Source organism: Fictibacillus barbaricus, from assembly GCF_014635025.1.
GTDB lineage: Bacteria > Bacillota > Bacilli > Bacillales > Fictibacillaceae > Fictibacillus > Fictibacillus barbaricus.
The window spans coordinates 1,763,370-1,779,914 of record NZ_BMCE01000001.1; the positions used below are offsets into that span (position 1 = coordinate 1,763,370).

General features: G+C 39.8%; 21 protein-coding genes. 15 read left to right on the forward strand and 6 right to left on the reverse strand.

Features of this window, described 5'->3' with window-relative positions:
- Nucleotides 1-20 precede the first annotated feature (20 nt).
- The 6 genes from IEV52_RS08825 (at nucleotide 21) to IEV52_RS08845 (ending at nucleotide 4,721) form a co-directional block, all read left to right on the forward strand.
- The gene (locus IEV52_RS08825; protein WP_188402076.1) at nucleotides 21-1,211 is read left to right on the forward strand and encodes a pyridoxal phosphate-dependent aminotransferase; all 1,191 of its coding nucleotides are present in this window, start codon (nucleotides 21-23) and stop codon (nucleotides 1,209-1,211) included.
- A gap of 68 nt (nucleotides 1,212-1,279) precedes the next feature.
- Entirely contained in the window at nucleotides 1,280-2,572 is a 1,293-nt protein-coding gene (gene asnS, locus IEV52_RS08830) for an asparagine--tRNA ligase (protein WP_188402077.1), read from the forward strand.
- 145 nt (nucleotides 2,573-2,717) lie between these two features.
- On the forward strand, nucleotides 2,718-3,431 hold the full coding sequence (locus IEV52_RS08835) for a DnaD domain-containing protein (protein WP_188402078.1): 714 nt from the start codon (nucleotides 2,718-2,720) through the stop codon (nucleotides 3,429-3,431).
- A 62-nt stretch (nucleotides 3,432-3,493) separates the two neighbouring features.
- A complete protein-coding gene (nth, locus tag IEV52_RS08840) occupies nucleotides 3,494-4,159 on the forward strand; it encodes an endonuclease III (protein WP_188402079.1) in 666 nt (221 codons plus the stop codon).
- Nucleotides 4,160-4,169: 10 nt separating this feature from the next.
- Nucleotides 4,170-4,289, forward strand: a complete 120-nt coding sequence (locus IEV52_RS22750) for a peptidoglycan-binding domain-containing protein (RefSeq protein ID WP_373869403.1) — start codon at nucleotides 4,170-4,172, stop codon at nucleotides 4,287-4,289.
- Nucleotides 4,290-4,367: 78 nt separating this feature from the next.
- The gene (locus tag IEV52_RS08845; RefSeq protein ID WP_188402080.1) at nucleotides 4,368-4,721 is read left to right on the forward strand and encodes a YpoC family protein; all 354 of its coding nucleotides are present in this window, start codon (nucleotides 4,368-4,370) and stop codon (nucleotides 4,719-4,721) included.
- A gap of 324 nt (nucleotides 4,722-5,045) precedes the next feature.
- Here IEV52_RS08845 and IEV52_RS08850 read toward each other — a convergent pair whose 3' ends face one another.
- The 4 genes from IEV52_RS08850 to IEV52_RS08865 form a co-directional block, all read right to left on the reverse strand.
- A complete protein-coding gene (locus IEV52_RS08850; protein WP_188402081.1) occupies nucleotides 5,046-5,456 on the reverse strand; it encodes a hypothetical protein in 411 nt (136 codons plus the stop codon).
- 142 nt (nucleotides 5,457-5,598) lie between these two features.
- Nucleotides 5,599-7,665: a transglycosylase domain-containing protein gene (locus IEV52_RS08855; RefSeq protein ID WP_188402082.1), complete on the reverse strand. Its 2,067-nt coding sequence runs from the start codon at nucleotides 7,663-7,665 to the stop codon at nucleotides 5,599-5,601.
- Nucleotides 7,666-7,742: 77 nt separating this feature from the next.
- Nucleotides 7,743-8,360 carry a Holliday junction resolvase RecU gene (gene recU, locus IEV52_RS08860; protein WP_188402083.1) on the reverse strand — a complete coding sequence of 206 codons (618 nt, stop codon included), beginning with the start codon at nucleotides 8,358-8,360 and terminating at the stop codon, nucleotides 7,743-7,745.
- A gap of 71 nt (nucleotides 8,361-8,431) precedes the next feature.
- A complete protein-coding gene (locus IEV52_RS08865) occupies nucleotides 8,432-8,677 on the reverse strand; it encodes a glutaredoxin family protein (protein ID WP_188402084.1) in 246 nt (81 codons plus the stop codon).
- Between the two features lie 132 nt (nucleotides 8,678-8,809).
- Here IEV52_RS08865 and IEV52_RS08870 point away from each other — a divergent pair, with 132 nt between their 5' ends.
- A complete protein-coding gene (locus IEV52_RS08870; protein ID WP_229754219.1) occupies nucleotides 8,810-9,766 on the forward strand; it encodes a DUF2515 family protein in 957 nt (318 codons plus the stop codon).
- A gap of 35 nt (nucleotides 9,767-9,801) precedes the next feature.
- On the opposite strand, the gene IEV52_RS08875 is transcribed toward IEV52_RS08870, so the two are convergent.
- The gene (locus IEV52_RS08875; RefSeq protein ID WP_188402085.1) at nucleotides 9,802-9,942 is read right to left on the reverse strand and encodes a hypothetical protein; all 141 of its coding nucleotides are present in this window, start codon (nucleotides 9,940-9,942) and stop codon (nucleotides 9,802-9,804) included.
- 215 nt (nucleotides 9,943-10,157) lie between these two features.
- Between IEV52_RS08875 and racA the strand changes: the two genes are divergently transcribed.
- From racA to IEV52_RS08900, 5 genes are all read left to right on the forward strand, one after another.
- Complete coding sequence (racA, locus tag IEV52_RS08880) at nucleotides 10,158-10,667, forward strand: chromosome-anchoring protein RacA (protein ID WP_188402086.1); 510 nt, start codon at nucleotides 10,158-10,160, stop codon at nucleotides 10,665-10,667.
- A gap of 64 nt (nucleotides 10,668-10,731) precedes the next feature.
- Nucleotides 10,732-11,097, forward strand: coding sequence for a DUF1798 family protein (locus IEV52_RS08885; protein ID WP_188402087.1), 366 nt, complete (start codon nucleotides 10,732-10,734; stop codon nucleotides 11,095-11,097).
- Nucleotides 11,098-11,150: 53 nt separating this feature from the next.
- Nucleotides 11,151-11,690, forward strand: coding sequence for a hypothetical protein (locus IEV52_RS08890; protein ID WP_188402088.1), 540 nt, complete (start codon nucleotides 11,151-11,153; stop codon nucleotides 11,688-11,690).
- Nucleotides 11,687-12,922 carry a DEAD/DEAH box helicase gene (locus tag IEV52_RS08895; protein ID WP_188402089.1) on the forward strand — a complete coding sequence of 412 codons (1,236 nt, stop codon included), beginning with the start codon at nucleotides 11,687-11,689 and terminating at the stop codon, nucleotides 12,920-12,922. The genes IEV52_RS08890 and IEV52_RS08895 overlap by 4 nt, the downstream gene beginning before the upstream one ends.
- Before the next feature lie 58 nt (nucleotides 12,923-12,980).
- Nucleotides 12,981-13,178 carry a YciI family protein gene (locus tag IEV52_RS08900; protein ID WP_188402090.1) on the forward strand — a complete coding sequence of 66 codons (198 nt, stop codon included), beginning with the start codon at nucleotides 12,981-12,983 and terminating at the stop codon, nucleotides 13,176-13,178.
- Nucleotides 13,179-13,334: 156 nt separating this feature from the next.
- On the opposite strand, the gene IEV52_RS08905 is transcribed toward IEV52_RS08900, so the two are convergent.
- Nucleotides 13,335-14,114: a LysM peptidoglycan-binding domain-containing protein gene (locus IEV52_RS08905; protein ID WP_188402091.1), complete on the reverse strand. Its 780-nt coding sequence runs from the start codon at nucleotides 14,112-14,114 to the stop codon at nucleotides 13,335-13,337.
- 176 nt (nucleotides 14,115-14,290) lie between these two features.
- Here IEV52_RS08905 and IEV52_RS08910 point away from each other — a divergent pair, with 176 nt between their 5' ends.
- From IEV52_RS08910 to IEV52_RS08920, 3 genes are all read left to right on the forward strand, one after another.
- A complete protein-coding gene (locus IEV52_RS08910; protein WP_188402092.1) occupies nucleotides 14,291-14,779 on the forward strand; it encodes an ankyrin repeat domain-containing protein in 489 nt (162 codons plus the stop codon).
- Between the two features lie 89 nt (nucleotides 14,780-14,868).
- Complete coding sequence (gene trhO / locus IEV52_RS08915) at nucleotides 14,869-15,792, forward strand: oxygen-dependent tRNA uridine(34) hydroxylase TrhO (RefSeq protein WP_188402093.1); 924 nt, start codon at nucleotides 14,869-14,871, stop codon at nucleotides 15,790-15,792.
- A gap of 66 nt (nucleotides 15,793-15,858) precedes the next feature.
- Complete coding sequence (locus IEV52_RS08920) at nucleotides 15,859-16,497, forward strand: phosphatase PAP2 family protein (protein ID WP_188402094.1); 639 nt, start codon at nucleotides 15,859-15,861, stop codon at nucleotides 16,495-16,497.
- The last annotated feature ends 48 nt before the right edge of the window (nucleotides 16,498-16,545 follow it).

Sequence of the window (16,545 nt, forward strand, 5' to 3'; positions counted from 1 at the left end):
ATGCGGAGGGATTTATTAGTATGAAGCTTGCAAAACGTGTGGAGGCATTAACTCCTTCAACTACATTGGCAATTACAGCAAAGGCAAACGCATTAAAAGCAGAAGGGCACAATGTAATCGCACTTGGGGCAGGTGAACCTGACTTTAATACACCAATACATATTATTGAAGCTGCATATGAGTCTATGAAACAAGGCCATACGAAATATACAGCTTCTGGCGGCCTTCTGCCTCTAAAGAAAGCTATCGCAAACAAATTGCAGAAAGACCAAGGTCTAACGTACGATCCTACAGAGATCATTGTAAGTACAGGTGCAAAGCATTCTTTGTACACGCTTTTTCAAGCGATTCTTGATGAAGGTGACGAAGTAATCATCCCGATCCCTTATTGGGTAAGCTACCCTGAACAAGTAAAGCTTGCTGACGGAACACCTGTTTATCTAGAAGGAAAAGAAGAGAATCAGTTTAAGATCACTGTAGAGGATCTGAAAAAAGTCATCACCAAACAAACGAAAGCATTAATTCTTAATTCTCCTAGCAATCCGACAGGATCTCTTTATTCTGTTGAAGAATTGCGTGCGATCGGAGAAGTTTGTTTACAACACGATATTCTTATCGTTTCCGATGAGATCTACGAGAAATTGGTATACGGCGGGGTAAAACATACATCGATCGCAGAACTATCACCTGAACTTAAAAAGCAAACGATCATCATCAATGGTTTATCAAAATCACATTCGATGACAGGCTGGAGAATCGGTTTTGCGGCGGGTGATGCAAAGATCATTAAAGCGATGACGAACTTGGATAGCCACAGTACGTCAAACCCGACTACAACATCTCAGCATGGTGCACTAGCTGCATACAACGGTACACAAGAACCTGTAGAAGAAATGCGTCAAGCTTTTGAAGAACGGATGAATAAAGTGTACGATCGCTTGATCACAATCCCTGGAATCACTTGTGTGAAACCGAACGGTGCGTTCTATCTTTTCCCGAACGCAACAGAAGCGGTTAAGATGACAGGATATTCAACAGTGGATGAGTGGGTCGAAGCCATTTTAGAAGAAGAAAAAGTGGCTCTTGTTCCTGGATCAGGTTTTGGAGCTCCAGACAATGTGAGACTCTCTTACGCTACTTCTTTAGATATGCTTATGGAAGCGTTAGACAGAATCGAGAGCTTCATCAATCGAAATACAAAGAAAGATTGATTTTTAGAATGGAGTCATTCATAATTTTTTGATAGATATTGATTTTTAGTACAGTGGAGGTACATTTTGTGAAAACGACTATTCAAAAACTTAGTGAACATGTAGGCAAAACCGTAACGATCGGAGCATGGCTCTCTAATAAACGTTCTTCTGGTAAGATCGCTTTCTTACAGCTGCGAGATGGAACTGGCTTTGTTCAAGGCGTAGTTGTTAAAAGTGAAGTTGGTGAAGAGATCTTTGCAAAAGCAAAGGGACTTACGCAAGAATCCAGTCTTTACGTTACAGGAACGGTAAAAGAAGATGAGCGCTCTGCATTAGGTGTAGAGCTTGAAGTAACGGATGTTGAAGTACTTCATCAAGCCGTTGATTATCCGATCACACCAAAAGAGCACGGAACCGAATTCTTGATGGATCACCGTCATCTTTGGATCCGATCTAAACGTCAGCACAGCATCTTAAAGATTCGTAACGAGATCATTCACGCGGTAAACGAGTTTTTCTACAACAATGACTTTGTGAAAGTGGATCCTCCTATTCTCACAGGGAGCTCTGCTGAAGGAACGACTTCTCTGTTCCATACGAAGTACTTTGAGGAAGATGCATATCTTTCACAAAGTGGACAACTATATATGGAAGCAGCGGCAATGGCACTCGGTAAAGTATATTCTTTTGGTCCAACTTTCCGTGCAGAAAAATCAAAGACACGCCGTCACTTGATCGAATTCTGGATGATCGAACCTGAGATGGCATTTGTTGAACATGAGGAATCACTCGAGATCCAGGAACAATTCATCTCCCATATCGTACAGTCTGTTATCAAACGCTGTGAAAATGAATTAAAGACACTTGGCCGCGATATCTCGAAGCTTGAGAACGTGAAAGCACCATTTCCTCGTATCTCATATGATGACGCGATCAAGCTTTTAAAAGAAAAAGGATTTGATGATATCGAATGGGGAGATGACTTTGGCGCTCCTCACGAAACGGCGATCGCCGAAAGCTTTGACAAACCGGTATTCATCACAAACTATCCAAAAGACATTAAAGCTTTTTACATGAAGCCTGATCCGAACCGTGATGATGTTGTTTTATGTGCTGATCTGATTGCACCTGAAGGGTATGGAGAGATCATTGGAGGGAGTCAGCGTATCGACGACCTTGCATTAATGGAACAGCGCTACGAAGAACATGGACTTACGGATGACGCTTATAAATGGTATTTAGAATTAAGGAAATACGGCAGCGTTCCGCATTCTGGATTCGGTCTAGGGCTTGAGCGTACAGTGGCATGGATCTCAGGCGCAGAACATGTTCGTGAAACGATTCCATTCCCGCGTCTACTTAACCGTCTATATCCTTAATAAGTGAAAATCTCCCTAATCAAGGGGGATTTTCTTTTTCATTTTTTCGAATTTGAATTTACAAAATTAACTAACGTATCTGAGTCTATAAACAAAATATGAAGCAGGTTTTCTGTGCTATAATGGGACAAGAGGTGTTTTGAGAATGAACGGAACTTTATTTGAAAGATGGATGGCAGAAGGATCTGTCAGCATTCCTAATATGCTTTTGAAATCCTATAAAAGTATTGGCTTAACGGATAATGAATGCATGCTGTTCATACAGCTTCATGTTTTTATAGAATCAGGAAACTACTTTCCGACACCTGGAGAGCTGTCAGAACGAATGACAGCGTCAAACGATGACATGGCATCCATGCTGCGATCTCTCATAGGCAGAGGGCTGCTCGGAATGGATCAGTATGAAGACAAAGAGAAAGGCGTATACTTTGAGGCATATACGCTCCAGCCGTTATGGAACAGGCTGATTGAGAGCCTTAAAGAAGAAGAACAGATTAAAAAAGAGGTTTATAGAGAAAAACAGGAACAGAACGTGTTCGTTCTTTTTGAAAAAGAGTTCGGTCGCCCCCTTTCTCCAATGGAACTTGAGACGCTGAAGATTTGGATGGATGAAGATCATCAGTCTCCAGAGCTTATCCTCTCAGCGCTGAAAGAGTCTGTTTTATCAGGTAAACTGAATTTCAGGTATATTGACCGCATTTTGTTCGAGTGGAAGAAAAACGGCATTAGAAGTCCAGATGATGCAAAGAGGTACGGGGAAAAATTTAGAGTCAGACAGCTGCAAAAATCTGGTCAGCACGATCAGCCGCGAAAAGACAATGGTTTAAAAAGACCTGCATACAACTGGCTGGAATCGTAAAAAAGCTATTTAGAAGGCCAATGAAACTCGGGCCTTCTTTTTGATGACAGGGGGTAAGTCACATGTTAAACAAAGCACAAATCCAATTTTGTTTAGAACAGATCGAGGATATGTTCCCGGACGCTCATTGCGAGCTGAATCACTCCAATCCTTTTGAATTAACGATAGCCGTGCTTCTGTCTGCGCAATGTACAGATGCATTAGTCAACAAAGTAACGCCAAAGCTATTTGCCAAATATAAGACACCTCAAGACTATCTGAAAGTATCGGTCGAAGAGCTGCAAAATGATATTCGTTCCATCGGACTATATCGGAATAAAGCCAAAAACATTCAAAAATTGAGTGAACTCCTTTTAACCGAGTACGGTGGTGAAATCCCAAAAGACCGTGATGAGTTAACGAAGCTTCCTGGAGTAGGTAGAAAAACCGCTAACGTTGTTGTTTCGGTTGCTTATGGTATACCAGCGATCGCCGTAGATACGCATGTTGAACGTGTATCAAAAAGGCTTGGGATCTGCAGGTGGAAGGATTCTGTTTTACAGGTTGAAGAAACGCTGATGAAGAAGATACCAAAATCACTTTGGGGTGCGACACATCATCGATTAATCTTCTTTGGAAGATATCATTGCAAAGCACAAAATCCGAACTGTCCGGAATGTCCTCTTTTATCTATTTGCCGTGAAGGTAAGAAACGGATGAATCAAAAGGAAAAGAAAAAGGTTAAATAAATATGTATGAATGTCTATGCTGGCCCAAATGACGCTGCGTCATGATGAGCCAGCTTTTTTTGTAAAGCGGCGAAAAGGACTGAAAGCTGACGGAATTGTCGGTCCCGTAACTTGGAATACACTCTTTTAAAGAGTTACAATATGTATAGATAAGAGATTATCTTTAGGATAAGCTCTTTTTGTTTTATAGGGAAGCGGGTGATGCAAGATGACACAAAAAGATAAATTGGATCAGATATTTCTAGAGTGGAGTGAGAAAGCTGAGGAGATCTCTCTTTACTTTAAAAATCGTGACAGAAAAAGTGCAAGAGAACCAATGCTCTACTTTTTGAAGAGATTTCTAGAGGCATTATTTATAGGAAATGGCTATAGCGATATGGAACAAGACTTTATAAACTGGAAAGAAGAGCTAAGAAAATTGAAGCATCTTCCTATAAATGCAGAAGACAGACTCCACTTTGTTGAAGAACAGCCAGATCATTATCAGTCATTTATTCAGTTAAGTGAGTTATTTTCTGAATGGCAAAAGAAAAGTGTCATCCTTTTAAGGCGCAGTACATAAGTGATGTTTTGATCAATATGACTTAGGTGGGGGGAGCTATTGGAATCTTTCATTCGTTATCCCTTTTTTTGGATTTATTTAGTTGATCACAATACGATTAAATTAGTGGAAAGCTGGTTTGGCGCATTAACTATTGAAACGGTTATTATTATGGTGAATTAGTTGATGTTATTCGAGCTGAACACTCGATGGATAATCTACGGTAATTCAATTTTTATCCGCATTTAATGTTCTGTAATTTCACGTTAAAGCAAATATTTCCACAATACTAAAAAAAGACTCATAAAGGCATCTTCACCTTTATGAGTCTTTTATCTTATTGTTCTATTGATCGAATCCAGGGAGTAATCCAGCACCCTGTCCGTCGTCTTCTCCTCCGTCTTGCCCGGGAGGAGGAGTGCCTGGTTCACCTTGGCCAGGCGGCTCAGTGCCAGGCTCCTGTCCAGGAGGGGTACCCGGTTCGCCTTCACCGCCACCTGGAGTACCAGGTTCACCCTCACCAGGTGGTTCAGTACCAGGCTCTTGGCCAGGAGGAGTAACCGGTTCACCTTCACCTTCGCCTTCACCAGGAGGAGGACCTTCCCCTTCTGGAGCTTCTATTGTAATAGAAGTTTCTGCCGGCTCACTTTCGGTGTTGTTTTCGCTGTCGACCGCGATGACTTGGAACGTGTACTTACCCGGAGCAGGGGTAGGAACTACAAACTTCGTATCGTTGATCGTTGCTCGTTCCTGCATCGGTCCGTCGTTATAACTAGCGAGAACTCTGAATGTGACACCTTCACTCTTCTCGTAATTCCATTTTACTTCGATCTCATTGTTGTTCTCATTGAAAGTTGCTTCTAAACCTTCGATCGTAGACGGCTTTTCAAACTTATCACTAATGCCAGGAAGATCTGATCCTTTTTACGAATAGCTCGATGATCTTTTCAGAATCAGGCGTAAATTCGCTAGCTCGTTTCCCAGTTCCTTTTTCCAAAGCCACTTCTGTTACGGATTTTGGCTTTTTAAAGTCAGTGTTCTTATGATCCAGCTGACTCATAATATCGCGGAAGATCTGTTTCGAGTAATCTGCTTCGTTTTCGTTGAGATACAGGCCATTTCCTTCTTTATCTTTCATTTCTGCGTAACCTGTCCATACTGCAGCTGTATAGGTAGGTGTATACCCGGCCATCCATGCATCTTTTGTTGCGCCGTCTGGTAAACCATATTTATCGCGATCTTCTTTAGAAAAGTTCGTCGTACCGGTTTTACCAGCTAGGTTTAGGCCACTTACGTTTGCTTCGGTGCCGGTACCTCTGTCCATTACATCTTTTAGCATATCGGTGATCATATAAGCTGTATAATCCTTCATTGCTGCTTTTGGTTCAGAATCCACTTCAATCGTACGGCCATCAGGGAATTCTACTTTACGGATTGTTGTCGGTTTTGAGTATACTCCGCCGTTTCCGAATGCTGTGTAAGATCCAGCAAGTGTAAGAGGGGAGATACCACCCTCAAATCCACCGATCGCATACGATGGATATGTTGTGTCAGGATCTAAGTCAAAGCCCAGCTTGTTCGCAAAATCCGTTGCTTCTTCAGGACCAACATCCTGGAATGCACGTACAGCTGTTGTGTTTTTTGATTCAACAAGTGCTTGGCGCATTGTGATGTCTCCAACGTTTCTATCGTTAAAGTTATTAATCGTAATATCACCAAGTTCTACTGGTTCATCTTTTAAGATGTGAGCTGTACTCCACTGCTTGTTCTCTATCGCAGGACCATAGTCTAAGATCGGTTTAATCGTTGACCCTGGCTGACGCGTTATTTTTGAAGAGAAGTAGTTACTCAACTCACCACCGCGGCCGCTTCCGACAGCACGGATCGCACCTGATTTTGTATCAACTAACGCCACACCGGATTGCAGAAATTCATGTTCACTCTCTAACTTCGCTTCTAGAACATCTTCTGTAGCTTGTTGAGCATTTGTGTCTAGGTTCGTATAAATTTTCAAACCTGATGAGTACACATCTGCTTCTTCAAGCCCTTCAATATCTTTTAGATCATCCATAACCTGTTTGATATAAGCATCATATGGTCGCGATTCGGTCTTAACTTCACCTTCTACGATCATATCTTTAACAGGTATACTCTTAGCTTTTTCAGCATCTTCCTTGGTAATGAATTTATGCTGAGCCATTAAGTTCAACACGACGTTTCTTCTATGTTCTGATTCTTTTGGGTTAACTGTTGGATCATAATAGCTTGGTGCTTTCGGCAAACCTGCTAAAAGTGCTGCTTCCTGAAGTTCTAGTTCACTCACGTCCTTGTTGAAATATACTTTAGCTGCCGTGGCGATACCATATGCACCTTTACCAAAATAGATTTTATTGAGATACATTTCTAAAATCTGATCTTTGGAATATTTCTGTTCTAACTGTACAGAAAGATAGGCTTCACGAATTTTTCGTGTCAGTGACTTTTCATCAGTAAGAATCGTATTCTTTATAACCTGTTGGGAGATGGTACTCGCACCTTCTGCACCAAAGCCTTCCGTTACGTTGGCGAACGCTGCTCCAAAGATACGTCGTACGTCAACACCGCTGTGTTGGCGGAAACGAACGTCCTCAGTCGCAATAAATGCGTTCTGTACCGGTTCTGGAATTTCGTTGATCTTCACTCGAATCCTTTTTTCACTTCCGGAAACAAGTGAAACTTCTTTATCGTTCATATCCATAATTTTAGAGGATACAGGTGTTTCAAGCTTTTTAGGATCTAGTTTAGGTGATGTTGCTGCGATGGCACCTATGGTTAATAGTCCTAGAAGTCCTAGTACTACTGCAAGCAGAAGAAGTGTCTTCTTCCAGTTGCGGCGTCTAGGTTTTTTTGTTTTCGTTTTATTCGCCGGTTTGGAAGCATCGCTTGATTGTCGGCGTTCCATACGGCTTCGGTAATCTTTTGACATAGTTTTACCAACCTTTCAACTTCATAAAAAAACTAGCATGTACAATTATTCGACGGGTTTTGACAATTTATGAACAATCAAAACGAAGAAGAAAAATAGACAGAATCTACTATGTGTAAGTAATTAAGTCGAGGTTGATACCCGATAGTAATAGAGTGTCCTTTTTCTTCTATTTCAGCCTTTGGGATCGATTTTCTGCCTAAGCTTTGCTCTTTCCAGAAATGGATCAGGTGGGAGCTGTCGAATAAATAGCTCTCATCTGTTGATGAGAATCTGAGTATAACAAACGATATTCCACCATGATCTATGATCTGCTGCATATGGGTGATCTGGTGTTCATGAAAGTTCTTCAATGGAAAGCTCGTTTTATTCTTCGTCTCTTTGGCCTCGAAGTCAATATATCTCCCTTTATACACCCCATTGTAATCGGTCGTTGAAGCCAGTTTAAAATAAGCTTCACGAATAACGGCTGCAGATCTTTTTGGATATTCTACATTTACGATCTGAACGGGAGTAGGTTTCTTATGGATGATCGCTTGATTTGTTAAAAGATAATAGTCGTTGCTTTGATTGATATCATCTTCTAACGACATTCCTCTGTTGCTGTATGAAATATCTCTTTTCATAGAAGATGAGGATTTCTTTTTCGCAATAGAAGTTACTTTCTTACCGTTGGGATAATGAAAGGTACCCATGATTCATCTCCTTTACAACGAAAGATGGCTATGCGCATTGAAAAGAACGATACACATAGCCGGCAGATGTTTTACTTTTTTAATAGTTGAGAAAGTTCATCTTCTTGAAAGCCCATTATAACCTCTTTGCCATCGATGCTCTCGATTACTGTAACTGGAGTAGCAGAAGCGCCAAGGTCAATAACTTCTTTCATGTGCTCTTGGTTCTTGCGTATATCGCGTTCTTCAAATGGAATATCGTTTGCTTTTAGCCACTCTTTTTCTGCGAAGCATGGAGGGCATGTCTCTTGTGTATAAATAATAACTTTTTTCTCCAAAACGGTTATGCCTCCTTTTTCCAAATGCATCTTTCATAAAGAATAGTTTACTCTTTTTTCTTATACGACACAAATATTTTATAGCATGAAAGTGAACGATAGAAAATAGGACAAAACTAAGGGAGGATCAGTGTGAAAAAGCGTTATGAAGAGATGTTGCGGGCAATTGAGAAAGAGACGATTTCACAAAATCGTGATAATATTTCACGTACCGTAAGCTATGCTTCCTTTTTCAAACGAAACCCTGAGATCAGGTGGTCGATGCTCGCAAGTCTTGTCTCGAGGAATGCCGGTTACAGTATGTGCGATCTTAAAGGTGACTGGCTTCCGAGAGTACTGTCAGCTGATACAAGAAAACATCTGTTTCTAACCTATGAACGCGCAAACTGGCTTATTTTTCAAGATGCGTATCCTCAGCTATTGTTATACGAACATTCGAAACGAGAAGGAACCCCTTTATTTCACTTACTGGATAAATATCATGTTTCGAACTTTATGAAGATAGAATGGGAACGTTTCTGGAGAGAGAAAGATCTGAAACGGTTATGTACATCACTGATCATAAATGAACAGCATGTAATTGATGAACCGGTCGTACAGCATTCGTTTTATAAAGAACGTATTTTTTCAGGTGTTCCGTTTCTCATGCAAGACTATATGCATTTTAGCACCGTTCTCTTTCCTGTAGTCTCAGGAGACGTGTATGGAATATCGGTTCATGGCTTTAAAAGAACTAAGAACCGTATTGAGACAGGCAAAATGCTGTACGCCATTCTTTTTGAGTCGAGGAGGAGTGAAGAAATTCTTCTCTTTTCTGATAAAGTCACACATACCGGCTCGAGGCATGATTTTGAAAAGTTTATCTATCCTGAAAAAAAACGAGAAACCCCAATGCTACGAATGGCTTTTCCGCTTGTAAAACATCATAGAAAAGGAACGAAAGACTGGTACAGAAGAAATATGAATACCGAAAAGTATTACTCACCTGTTAAACATATGGACAAAATCTGTCTAACAGACTGGTATAAACAAAAGCAGAGGCAGCTGAAGATTGGGATTCTGTTAAAAGAGTGGGTACAGCACGCATAAAAAAAGACGGCTTCTGTGCCGTCTCTCATTTATTATTAGGTACTTGGAATATCTGGGCCGTTTAGCTTTTTATCACCGTAGCCGGTATTTTGTTTTTGTTCTGTTTTTTGAGTAACAGTTCCATCATGGTCCGTATGTTGATCTTGCTGTCTTTGTTGTTTGCTGTCTTCGTTCATCTTCAGCACCTCCTTTTTAGTCACCTGAACTGCTCTTAGTTTTGGAGTTGTTGCGACTGAATATACAAATAATCAACAAATCGCTGTCGAAATTAAAGTGATTGGCTCAAAATCCACTTTCTTTGCCGAATCAAAACTAGTTTTGTCAGGTGTGAAGGGGTTCAAAGGAAACGGAACGAAATTAGATATCACAAGAAAACGGGGAGGGATTCATAATGGAAATGGTGTTGAAGACCAAAACTGTCTCTGAGGAACTTGGGGTGAATCCGACTACAGTTCAGCGCTGGGTCAGACATTTTAACATTCAATGTGATAAGAACGAGCATGGTCATTATTTGTTCAGACAAGAGGACATTGAACAGTTAAAAGAAATTAAATCACAGCTGGATAACGGACTCCTGATGAGCGATATTCAAATCCAATCGATACAAACAACAGACAAATCCTTAGAACTGCCAACCCAATTCGAAGAGAAATTCAGCCGTTTGAATGCTGCGATCGAGGCTCTAGAGAAAAAGATTGAAGAAAAGGCAGATGCGGTTGTATCCTATCAGATGCTGCAGCACGCGTCAGAGCTCGAGGAGCTCATAAAGAAGATGGAAAACATGGAAGCACGTCTTCAGGATCTCGAAGTGGCTCTTTTAAAGAACAATTACCCAGAAGAGCGTTTATATGTAAAAGAGAAACCGAAAAAGAACTGGTTCGTCAGTTTGTTTACACTGTAAAAAAATCAAAAAGTGTAAGTCTCTTCATTCTTTGGTAGGATATAAAGAATGGAGGGACTTTTTTATGAGCATTTTGTATAATTTAACGACTGAACTAATCGCTGATATAGATGAAGCATTTCACATTTATAAAACACAAACAAAGATAAGGGAAGATGAAGCCGATTTTTATAAAGAAGTAAAGCCCTTTGCTAACCGTATACACTTTCGTGTAAAGAAATGGGAGCCGCTTGCTCGAGAGTGGGTAATCGCAGATAAACCGAAATATTTATATCCGATCCAGATCAAGACGGCTGCTGAAAATATTGGTTATCTAGGAGTATATGTATTTCAAAAGAAAATGAAAGAAAAACGAATAACTGAAATGGTTAAGTCTGTTCTCTATGTTTTGAATCAGATGAAGGATCAATTAAGTGAAGATCTCAACTGAAAATTTTCACGTACCGTTCAAAAATTTTGTTTTTCATTTAGGGAGAGAGCAAGATGTATCATCCATCCGTTTATGATAATTTAAAAGTTGTGCTTGAAGGAGCCGTTTATGACCTTGATTTCTCAGGTGATATAGAGATCGTTAACCGTAAAGATCTAATCGATCATGCTATTTTCGAGAGAAATTATTCAATAGATTTCGTGGTCTCTGAGATTGGTGATTTAATGAGAGGGAATATTACATTAACCGCTACCCTTGAAGATTTAGCTACTGAGAAGTTGAACGATAATCCAGAGGGAGCTGGGAGTAAACTAACTTTAGAAATAAAGACACCAGTCTATGAAATTGAAACGGATTGCAAGCAGCTTCAATCCATCTTGAAAAAATGGACAAGTGGAGACTTAAAAGGGGATATTCAGCAAAAACTTACTTATATATATGGAGAATCAAGAAATGTGTTTAACAACACCATTTCCATACAACTGCAAAAACGAGTTGCTGAGGAAGAACCAGATCGTATTTCTAAGGTATTAGAGCAAGTTTTGTTATCGATGAAAGAAATGAATGATTACTTTAAGGGGTATAAAAAATGACAAAATCACTACATAATTTTCCGGATTTTATCCAAACCGCTTGGAATAAAAGCGGATTTACTTCATTAACAGATATTCAGGAAAGAGCTCTACCTGATCAAGTAGATAATAAAGATATGATCATCGAGTCACCTACTGGTACAGGTAAGACATTGGCTTATGCATTGCCAGCTCTATCGAAGCTAAACCCTGGAATAAAAAATGCGCAAGTACTTTTTCTCGCACCTACCAGAGAACTAGCGATGCAGATCTATGAAGTTTGTCAAAAGTTTACGGAAAACAGCGGTTTAAGTGGTGCTTCCTTAATTGGAGGCGCAAATATGCAAAGACAGTTAGACAAGCTGAAGAAAAAGCCTCAATATATTGTTGGTACACCAGGGCGTGTAAAAGAATTAATTCAGAACAAAAAACTAAAAGTACATGATGTTAAAACAATTGTCATTGATGAAGCTGACCATATTATTGAAGCTGGGTTTAATGGCGATGTGGAACAAGTGATCGGAGCTACTTTAAAAGACCGTCAACTTGTATTCGTTTCAGCTACCATCAATAAAAAGACAGAAGACTGGTCAAGAAAATTAGCGGTTGATCCAGTTGTCGTAAAAGTTCAGAAAGAAGCGGTTGAGAGTCAAGTTACCCATACGTTTATGGTTTCTGATTACCGTGACAAAGTGGATAATCTTCGAAAGTTAATCCGCCATACTCCTGATATAAAAGCAATGGTCTTCATTAATAGCTCGATGAAGATGGATGAGTTCGCTTCAAAGCTGGAGTACAAAAAGATTAAACTTGGTGTTTTAGCAGGTAACTCTACAAAGCAAGAGCGGCAAAAAGTATTGAATGATTTTAAGAATGGAAAGATCCCTGTGCTGTTGACAACAGATGTGGCTACTCGAGGATTAGACATTCCAGACATAACACATGTGGTACATTTTGAACTTCCGGAAGATGTAAAGCAATACGTCCATCGCTCTGGAAGAACAGGCCGTATGGGTAAAGAGGGGACAGTAGTCTCACTTGTTACAAAAGCTGAGCTGTCATCTGTTAAGAAATGGACAGCAAAAATGAATGTTACTCTTCAGAAACAAAACCTTGAAAAAGGACAAGTTGTTATAGAAGAAATAAATAAGACATCATACAACGAGCGAGGATTCAAGCAAGATACGAAGGTGTCTCAACAAAAAACGAGTGTGAGTAAAAAAAACAGAGAGTCTGATAACAAACGGTCATAAAGTTTAAGAGGGCTTTTTCACTTGATAAAGAATCACCTCTTAAAGGGGAGAAATGCGAATGGAAACAACAGAGTTTTTGTATCAGATAAAGCCAATCAGACTTGATTTTATGGAAAATCAGACTTCTGAAGAACAGAACGTGTTAAGTTCTCATTTTACCTACCTCAAGAATCTGTTGGGAGCAGATAAATTGGTATTAGCAGGTCCTTGTTTGGATGCATCGTTTGGTGTTGTGATCCTTTTAAAATACGAATGAAGAAGAAGCGAAAAGAATCATGGAGAACTACCCTGTCATCGTGAACAAGATCATGACCGGGACACTATATCCATTCCGTGTTTCGCTTCAAAAAAAATAAAGAGCATGCGGCTGAAGGGCTGCATGCTCTTTTCGTGGAAGTCGTACGGAAGATCCTTATTTTTTGAACAACTGTACCCAGGCTCCTTGATAATAAGCAACCCCAATCGAGTCATAGTTAGAACTTAGAATGTTTTGGCGATGTCCAGGACTGTTCATCCAATCATTCATAACTGCTTGTGGAGAAGTTTGTCCTTTTGCAATGTTCTCACCTGCAGCTGTATAATTGATTCCAAAGCTGCGCATCATTTCAAACGGGGATCCGTATGTTGGTGAGTTGTGATCGAAATAGTTGTTTGTGATCATGTCCTTTGCTTTTGCCATAGCAACATTGCTTAATTCAGCATCAAGTGTTAATGGGGCAAGGCCGGCTTTTTGACGCTCTTGGTTCACGATTTGTGAAACTTGAGTCGCATAAGAACCTACAGTCGTATTAGGTGTAGAAGGTGTAGAAGGTGTTGTAGGTGCAGATGTTTTAGCTGCTGGCAGGTCAAGAACTTGTCCAGGATATACCCAATTAATCTGCTTGATTTGAGGGTTTACCTGTAGAATTGCCCATAAACTAACATTTGATGCCGAAGCGATCTTATAAAGAGTGTCTCCTCTTTTAACGGTATAAGTCTTTGAAGAAGACGGAATATATAAAGTTTGGGCAGGATAGATTGAATAGCTGACTAGACGATTCATCCCGATAAGCTGAGAAAGGCTTACCCCTTTATTCTGCGAGATCTTCCACAGTGTGTCATTTTTCTGAACCGTATAAGGTGTTGAAGCATAACTAGCAGACCCCATCATAAGAAAGGCGGCTAATGATAAAGATACAATTTTTAAACGCATAATATCCCCCAATATCCGGTTCCTCCAACGACTTTCACTATTTAAATGTTCACATAATTTTGACCATGAAACAACTGGGAATGGCAGAAAAATTTTGTAAATAATTGTATGGAGAAGGATTTTTGTGTCATTAAGAAGAAGTAATCCTAGACAAACAATCAGGAAGGGTTGATGTTATGAGTTTGCATCAAGCAGCCATGGATGGAAAAATAACAGACATAATCGCATTAGTAGAAGAAAAGAACGTACATATAAACGAGCTTCAGGATGGATGGTCACCTCTTCATCTTGCAGCACATTTCGGACATTTAGAAATCGTCAAATACTTGTTAGAAAACGGGGCAGATGTACATGTGAAATCAGGTAACAGCATGGCGAACACCCCGCTTCATGCGGCTGCAGCTAATAGGAAGAACCGTAAAGAGATGATTGGTTTGCTATTATCACATGGCGCTGACATTAATGAACAGCAAAGCGGAGGGTGGACGATCCTTCATCAAGCCGCACAGCATAATGATTCTGAGATGATTTCATACTTTATAGAACAAGGTGCAGATCCATTCCTTGCAAAAGGTGATGGGAAGACAGCCCTAGAATTAGCTGAAGATGAAGAGTGCTTGGAAGCGGCTTCCTTGCTGCGGAACTACACATTGAATAAAATCTAAAATACAGGCTGCAGCCTGTATTTTTCTTTTTTTAATAATTTGTTATTATAGGAAAGGTAGTTGTTAAGAAGTAAAAGTAGGTGGGAAATATGGACATACAAGTATTGCTATATTATAAATATGTTTCAATTGAAAACCCCGAATTCTTTAAGGAAGAACATCTGGCCCTATGTAAAGAGATTGGGCTCAGAGGAAGAATTCTCGTTGCGCATGAAGGTATTAATGGAACGGTTTCTGGAACTGTTGAACAAACTGAAAAGTATATGAAGGTCATGAAGGATGATCCTCGGTTTAGCGATACCGTGTTCAAGATAGAAAAATCAAACGAACATGCCTTTAAAAAGTTGAAAGTTCGAGTGAGACCTGAGCTTGTACATCTAAATCTAGAAGATGATGTAAACCCGAATGAACTTACAGGAAAGCATCTTTCTCCCAAGGAATGGCTTGAAGCCATGCAGCAAGAGGATGTTGTAATCTTAGATGCACGAAACACGTATGAATATGACCTTGGTCATTTTAAGAATGCGATCAGACCCGATGTTGAAACGTTTAGAGAGCTTCCTAAATGGGTACGTGAAAACTTTAGTCAATTTAAAGATAAAAAAGTATTAACCTATTGTACTGGCGGTATTCGCTGTGAAAAGTTCTCTGGTTTTCTCGTAAAAGAGGGGTTTAAAGACGTTTCTCAGTTAGAAGGCGGTATCATCTCTTACGGTTATGATGAAGAAACAAAAGGAAAGCTTTGGGACGGTAAATGTTACGTCTTTGATGAAAGGATCTCTGTTCCTGTAAACCGAAGCGGAGAAGAGACCGTGGTCGGCAGGTGTTATCATTGCGGAAATCCTGAAGAACGTTATGTGAAATGCGGCAACCCAGAATGCAACGCTCATCTTTTGATGTGTAAAGAATGTGAGAAGGAACATAAACGTTCATGCAGTACAGAATGCAAGGAACATCCATGGAATCGTTATATAAAAGAGTGTGAAACAGAAGATGGAAGTTCTCCTCTTTAGGAGAGCTTCTTTTTTTATACCTATTTCTGTATTCTTTAACGTAAAATACAAGTAGGGGGAGTGTGCATGTTTAATAAGCGTAGCTATTTAATGATTTTATGCTTTTTCTTTTTTGTCTGTTTTTCATTTTACGATTTCAGCATTATGATGACCTTTGATTCAAACGTCAGAGCATTTATTTTAAATTCAAGAAATGACTGGCTGAATGAATTTGTTTTACTTTTTACACATGTGGGAGATGCAAAGGTGCTTGCAGTTATCTGCCTGGTAGGTATGATCGCCTTATTTATCATGAGACAATGGAGAGAGGGCGCTTTATTGTTCGCGAGTCTCGTTGTTTCTTATGGACTTAACTTGATAGTAAAGAATGCTTTTGGGCGCGAACGTCCTTCGGATAATGGTTTGATCGAAGAGGATGGTTATAGTTTCCCAAGCGGGAACGCCATGGTGGGAACATCGTTTTATTTGTTTGCTGCTTATCTGATCTATAAAAGGTATCAAAAACCTTGGATTCTTTGGGTGGGAATACTTTTACCCTTGTTATTGGGTATCAGCCGAGTTTACATAGGTGTCCATTTCCCATCTGATATTCTTGCTGGTTTTTGTTTTGGAGTCTTTCTCGTACTATGTTTCAAGAGACTAGCAGGCACACAAGCAAAAACTAAGGAGAGCGTTAACAGAAACAACACAAATACCGCTCTATAATTTACCACTCTTTGTCCTTTTTTGTTATAATAAAACGTAATGTTTACC

What these genes read in the sequence shown, in the direction of transcription:
- IEV52_RS08825 (WP_188402076.1), top strand. Translation starts at nt 21, where the DNA reads ATGAAGCTTGCAAAACGTGTGGAGGCATTAACTCCTTCAACTACATTG.
- IEV52_RS08835 (WP_188402078.1), top strand. Translation starts at nt 2,718, where the DNA reads ATGAACGGAACTTTATTTGAAAGATGGATGGCAGAAGGATCTGTCAGC.
- nth (WP_188402079.1), top strand. Translation starts at nt 3,494, where the DNA reads ATGTTAAACAAAGCACAAATCCAATTTTGTTTAGAACAGATCGAGGAT.
- IEV52_RS22750 (WP_373869403.1), top strand. Translation starts at nt 4,170, where the DNA reads ATGTCTATGCTGGCCCAAATGACGCTGCGTCATGATGAGCCAGCTTTT.
- IEV52_RS08845 (WP_188402080.1), top strand. Translation starts at nt 4,368, where the DNA reads ATGACACAAAAAGATAAATTGGATCAGATATTTCTAGAGTGGAGTGAG.
- IEV52_RS08850 (WP_188402081.1), bottom strand. Translation starts at nt 5,456, where the DNA reads ATGCAGGAACGAGCAACGATCAACGATACGAAGTTTGTAGTTCCTACC.
- IEV52_RS08855 (WP_188402082.1), bottom strand. Translation starts at nt 7,665, where the DNA reads ATGTCAAAAGATTACCGAAGCCGTATGGAACGCCGACAATCAAGCGAT.
- recU (WP_188402083.1), bottom strand. Translation starts at nt 8,360, where the DNA reads ATGGGTACCTTTCATTATCCCAACGGTAAGAAAGTAACTTCTATTGCG.
- IEV52_RS08875 (WP_188402085.1), bottom strand. Translation starts at nt 9,942, where the DNA reads ATGAACGAAGACAGCAAACAACAAAGACAGCAAGATCAACATACGGAC.
- racA (WP_188402086.1), top strand. Translation starts at nt 10,158, where the DNA reads ATGGAAATGGTGTTGAAGACCAAAACTGTCTCTGAGGAACTTGGGGTG.
- IEV52_RS08885 (WP_188402087.1), top strand. Translation starts at nt 10,732, where the DNA reads ATGAGCATTTTGTATAATTTAACGACTGAACTAATCGCTGATATAGAT.
- IEV52_RS08890 (WP_188402088.1), top strand. Translation starts at nt 11,151, where the DNA reads ATGTATCATCCATCCGTTTATGATAATTTAAAAGTTGTGCTTGAAGGA.
- IEV52_RS08895 (WP_188402089.1), top strand. Translation starts at nt 11,687, where the DNA reads ATGACAAAATCACTACATAATTTTCCGGATTTTATCCAAACCGCTTGG.
- IEV52_RS08900 (WP_188402090.1), top strand. Translation starts at nt 12,981, where the DNA reads ATGGAAACAACAGAGTTTTTGTATCAGATAAAGCCAATCAGACTTGAT.
- IEV52_RS08905 (WP_188402091.1), bottom strand. Translation starts at nt 14,114, where the DNA reads ATGCGTTTAAAAATTGTATCTTTATCATTAGCCGCCTTTCTTATGATG.
- IEV52_RS08910 (WP_188402092.1), top strand. Translation starts at nt 14,291, where the DNA reads ATGAGTTTGCATCAAGCAGCCATGGATGGAAAAATAACAGACATAATC.
- trhO (WP_188402093.1), top strand. Translation starts at nt 14,869, where the DNA reads ATGGACATACAAGTATTGCTATATTATAAATATGTTTCAATTGAAAAC.
- IEV52_RS08920 (WP_188402094.1), top strand. Translation starts at nt 15,859, where the DNA reads ATGTTTAATAAGCGTAGCTATTTAATGATTTTATGCTTTTTCTTTTTT.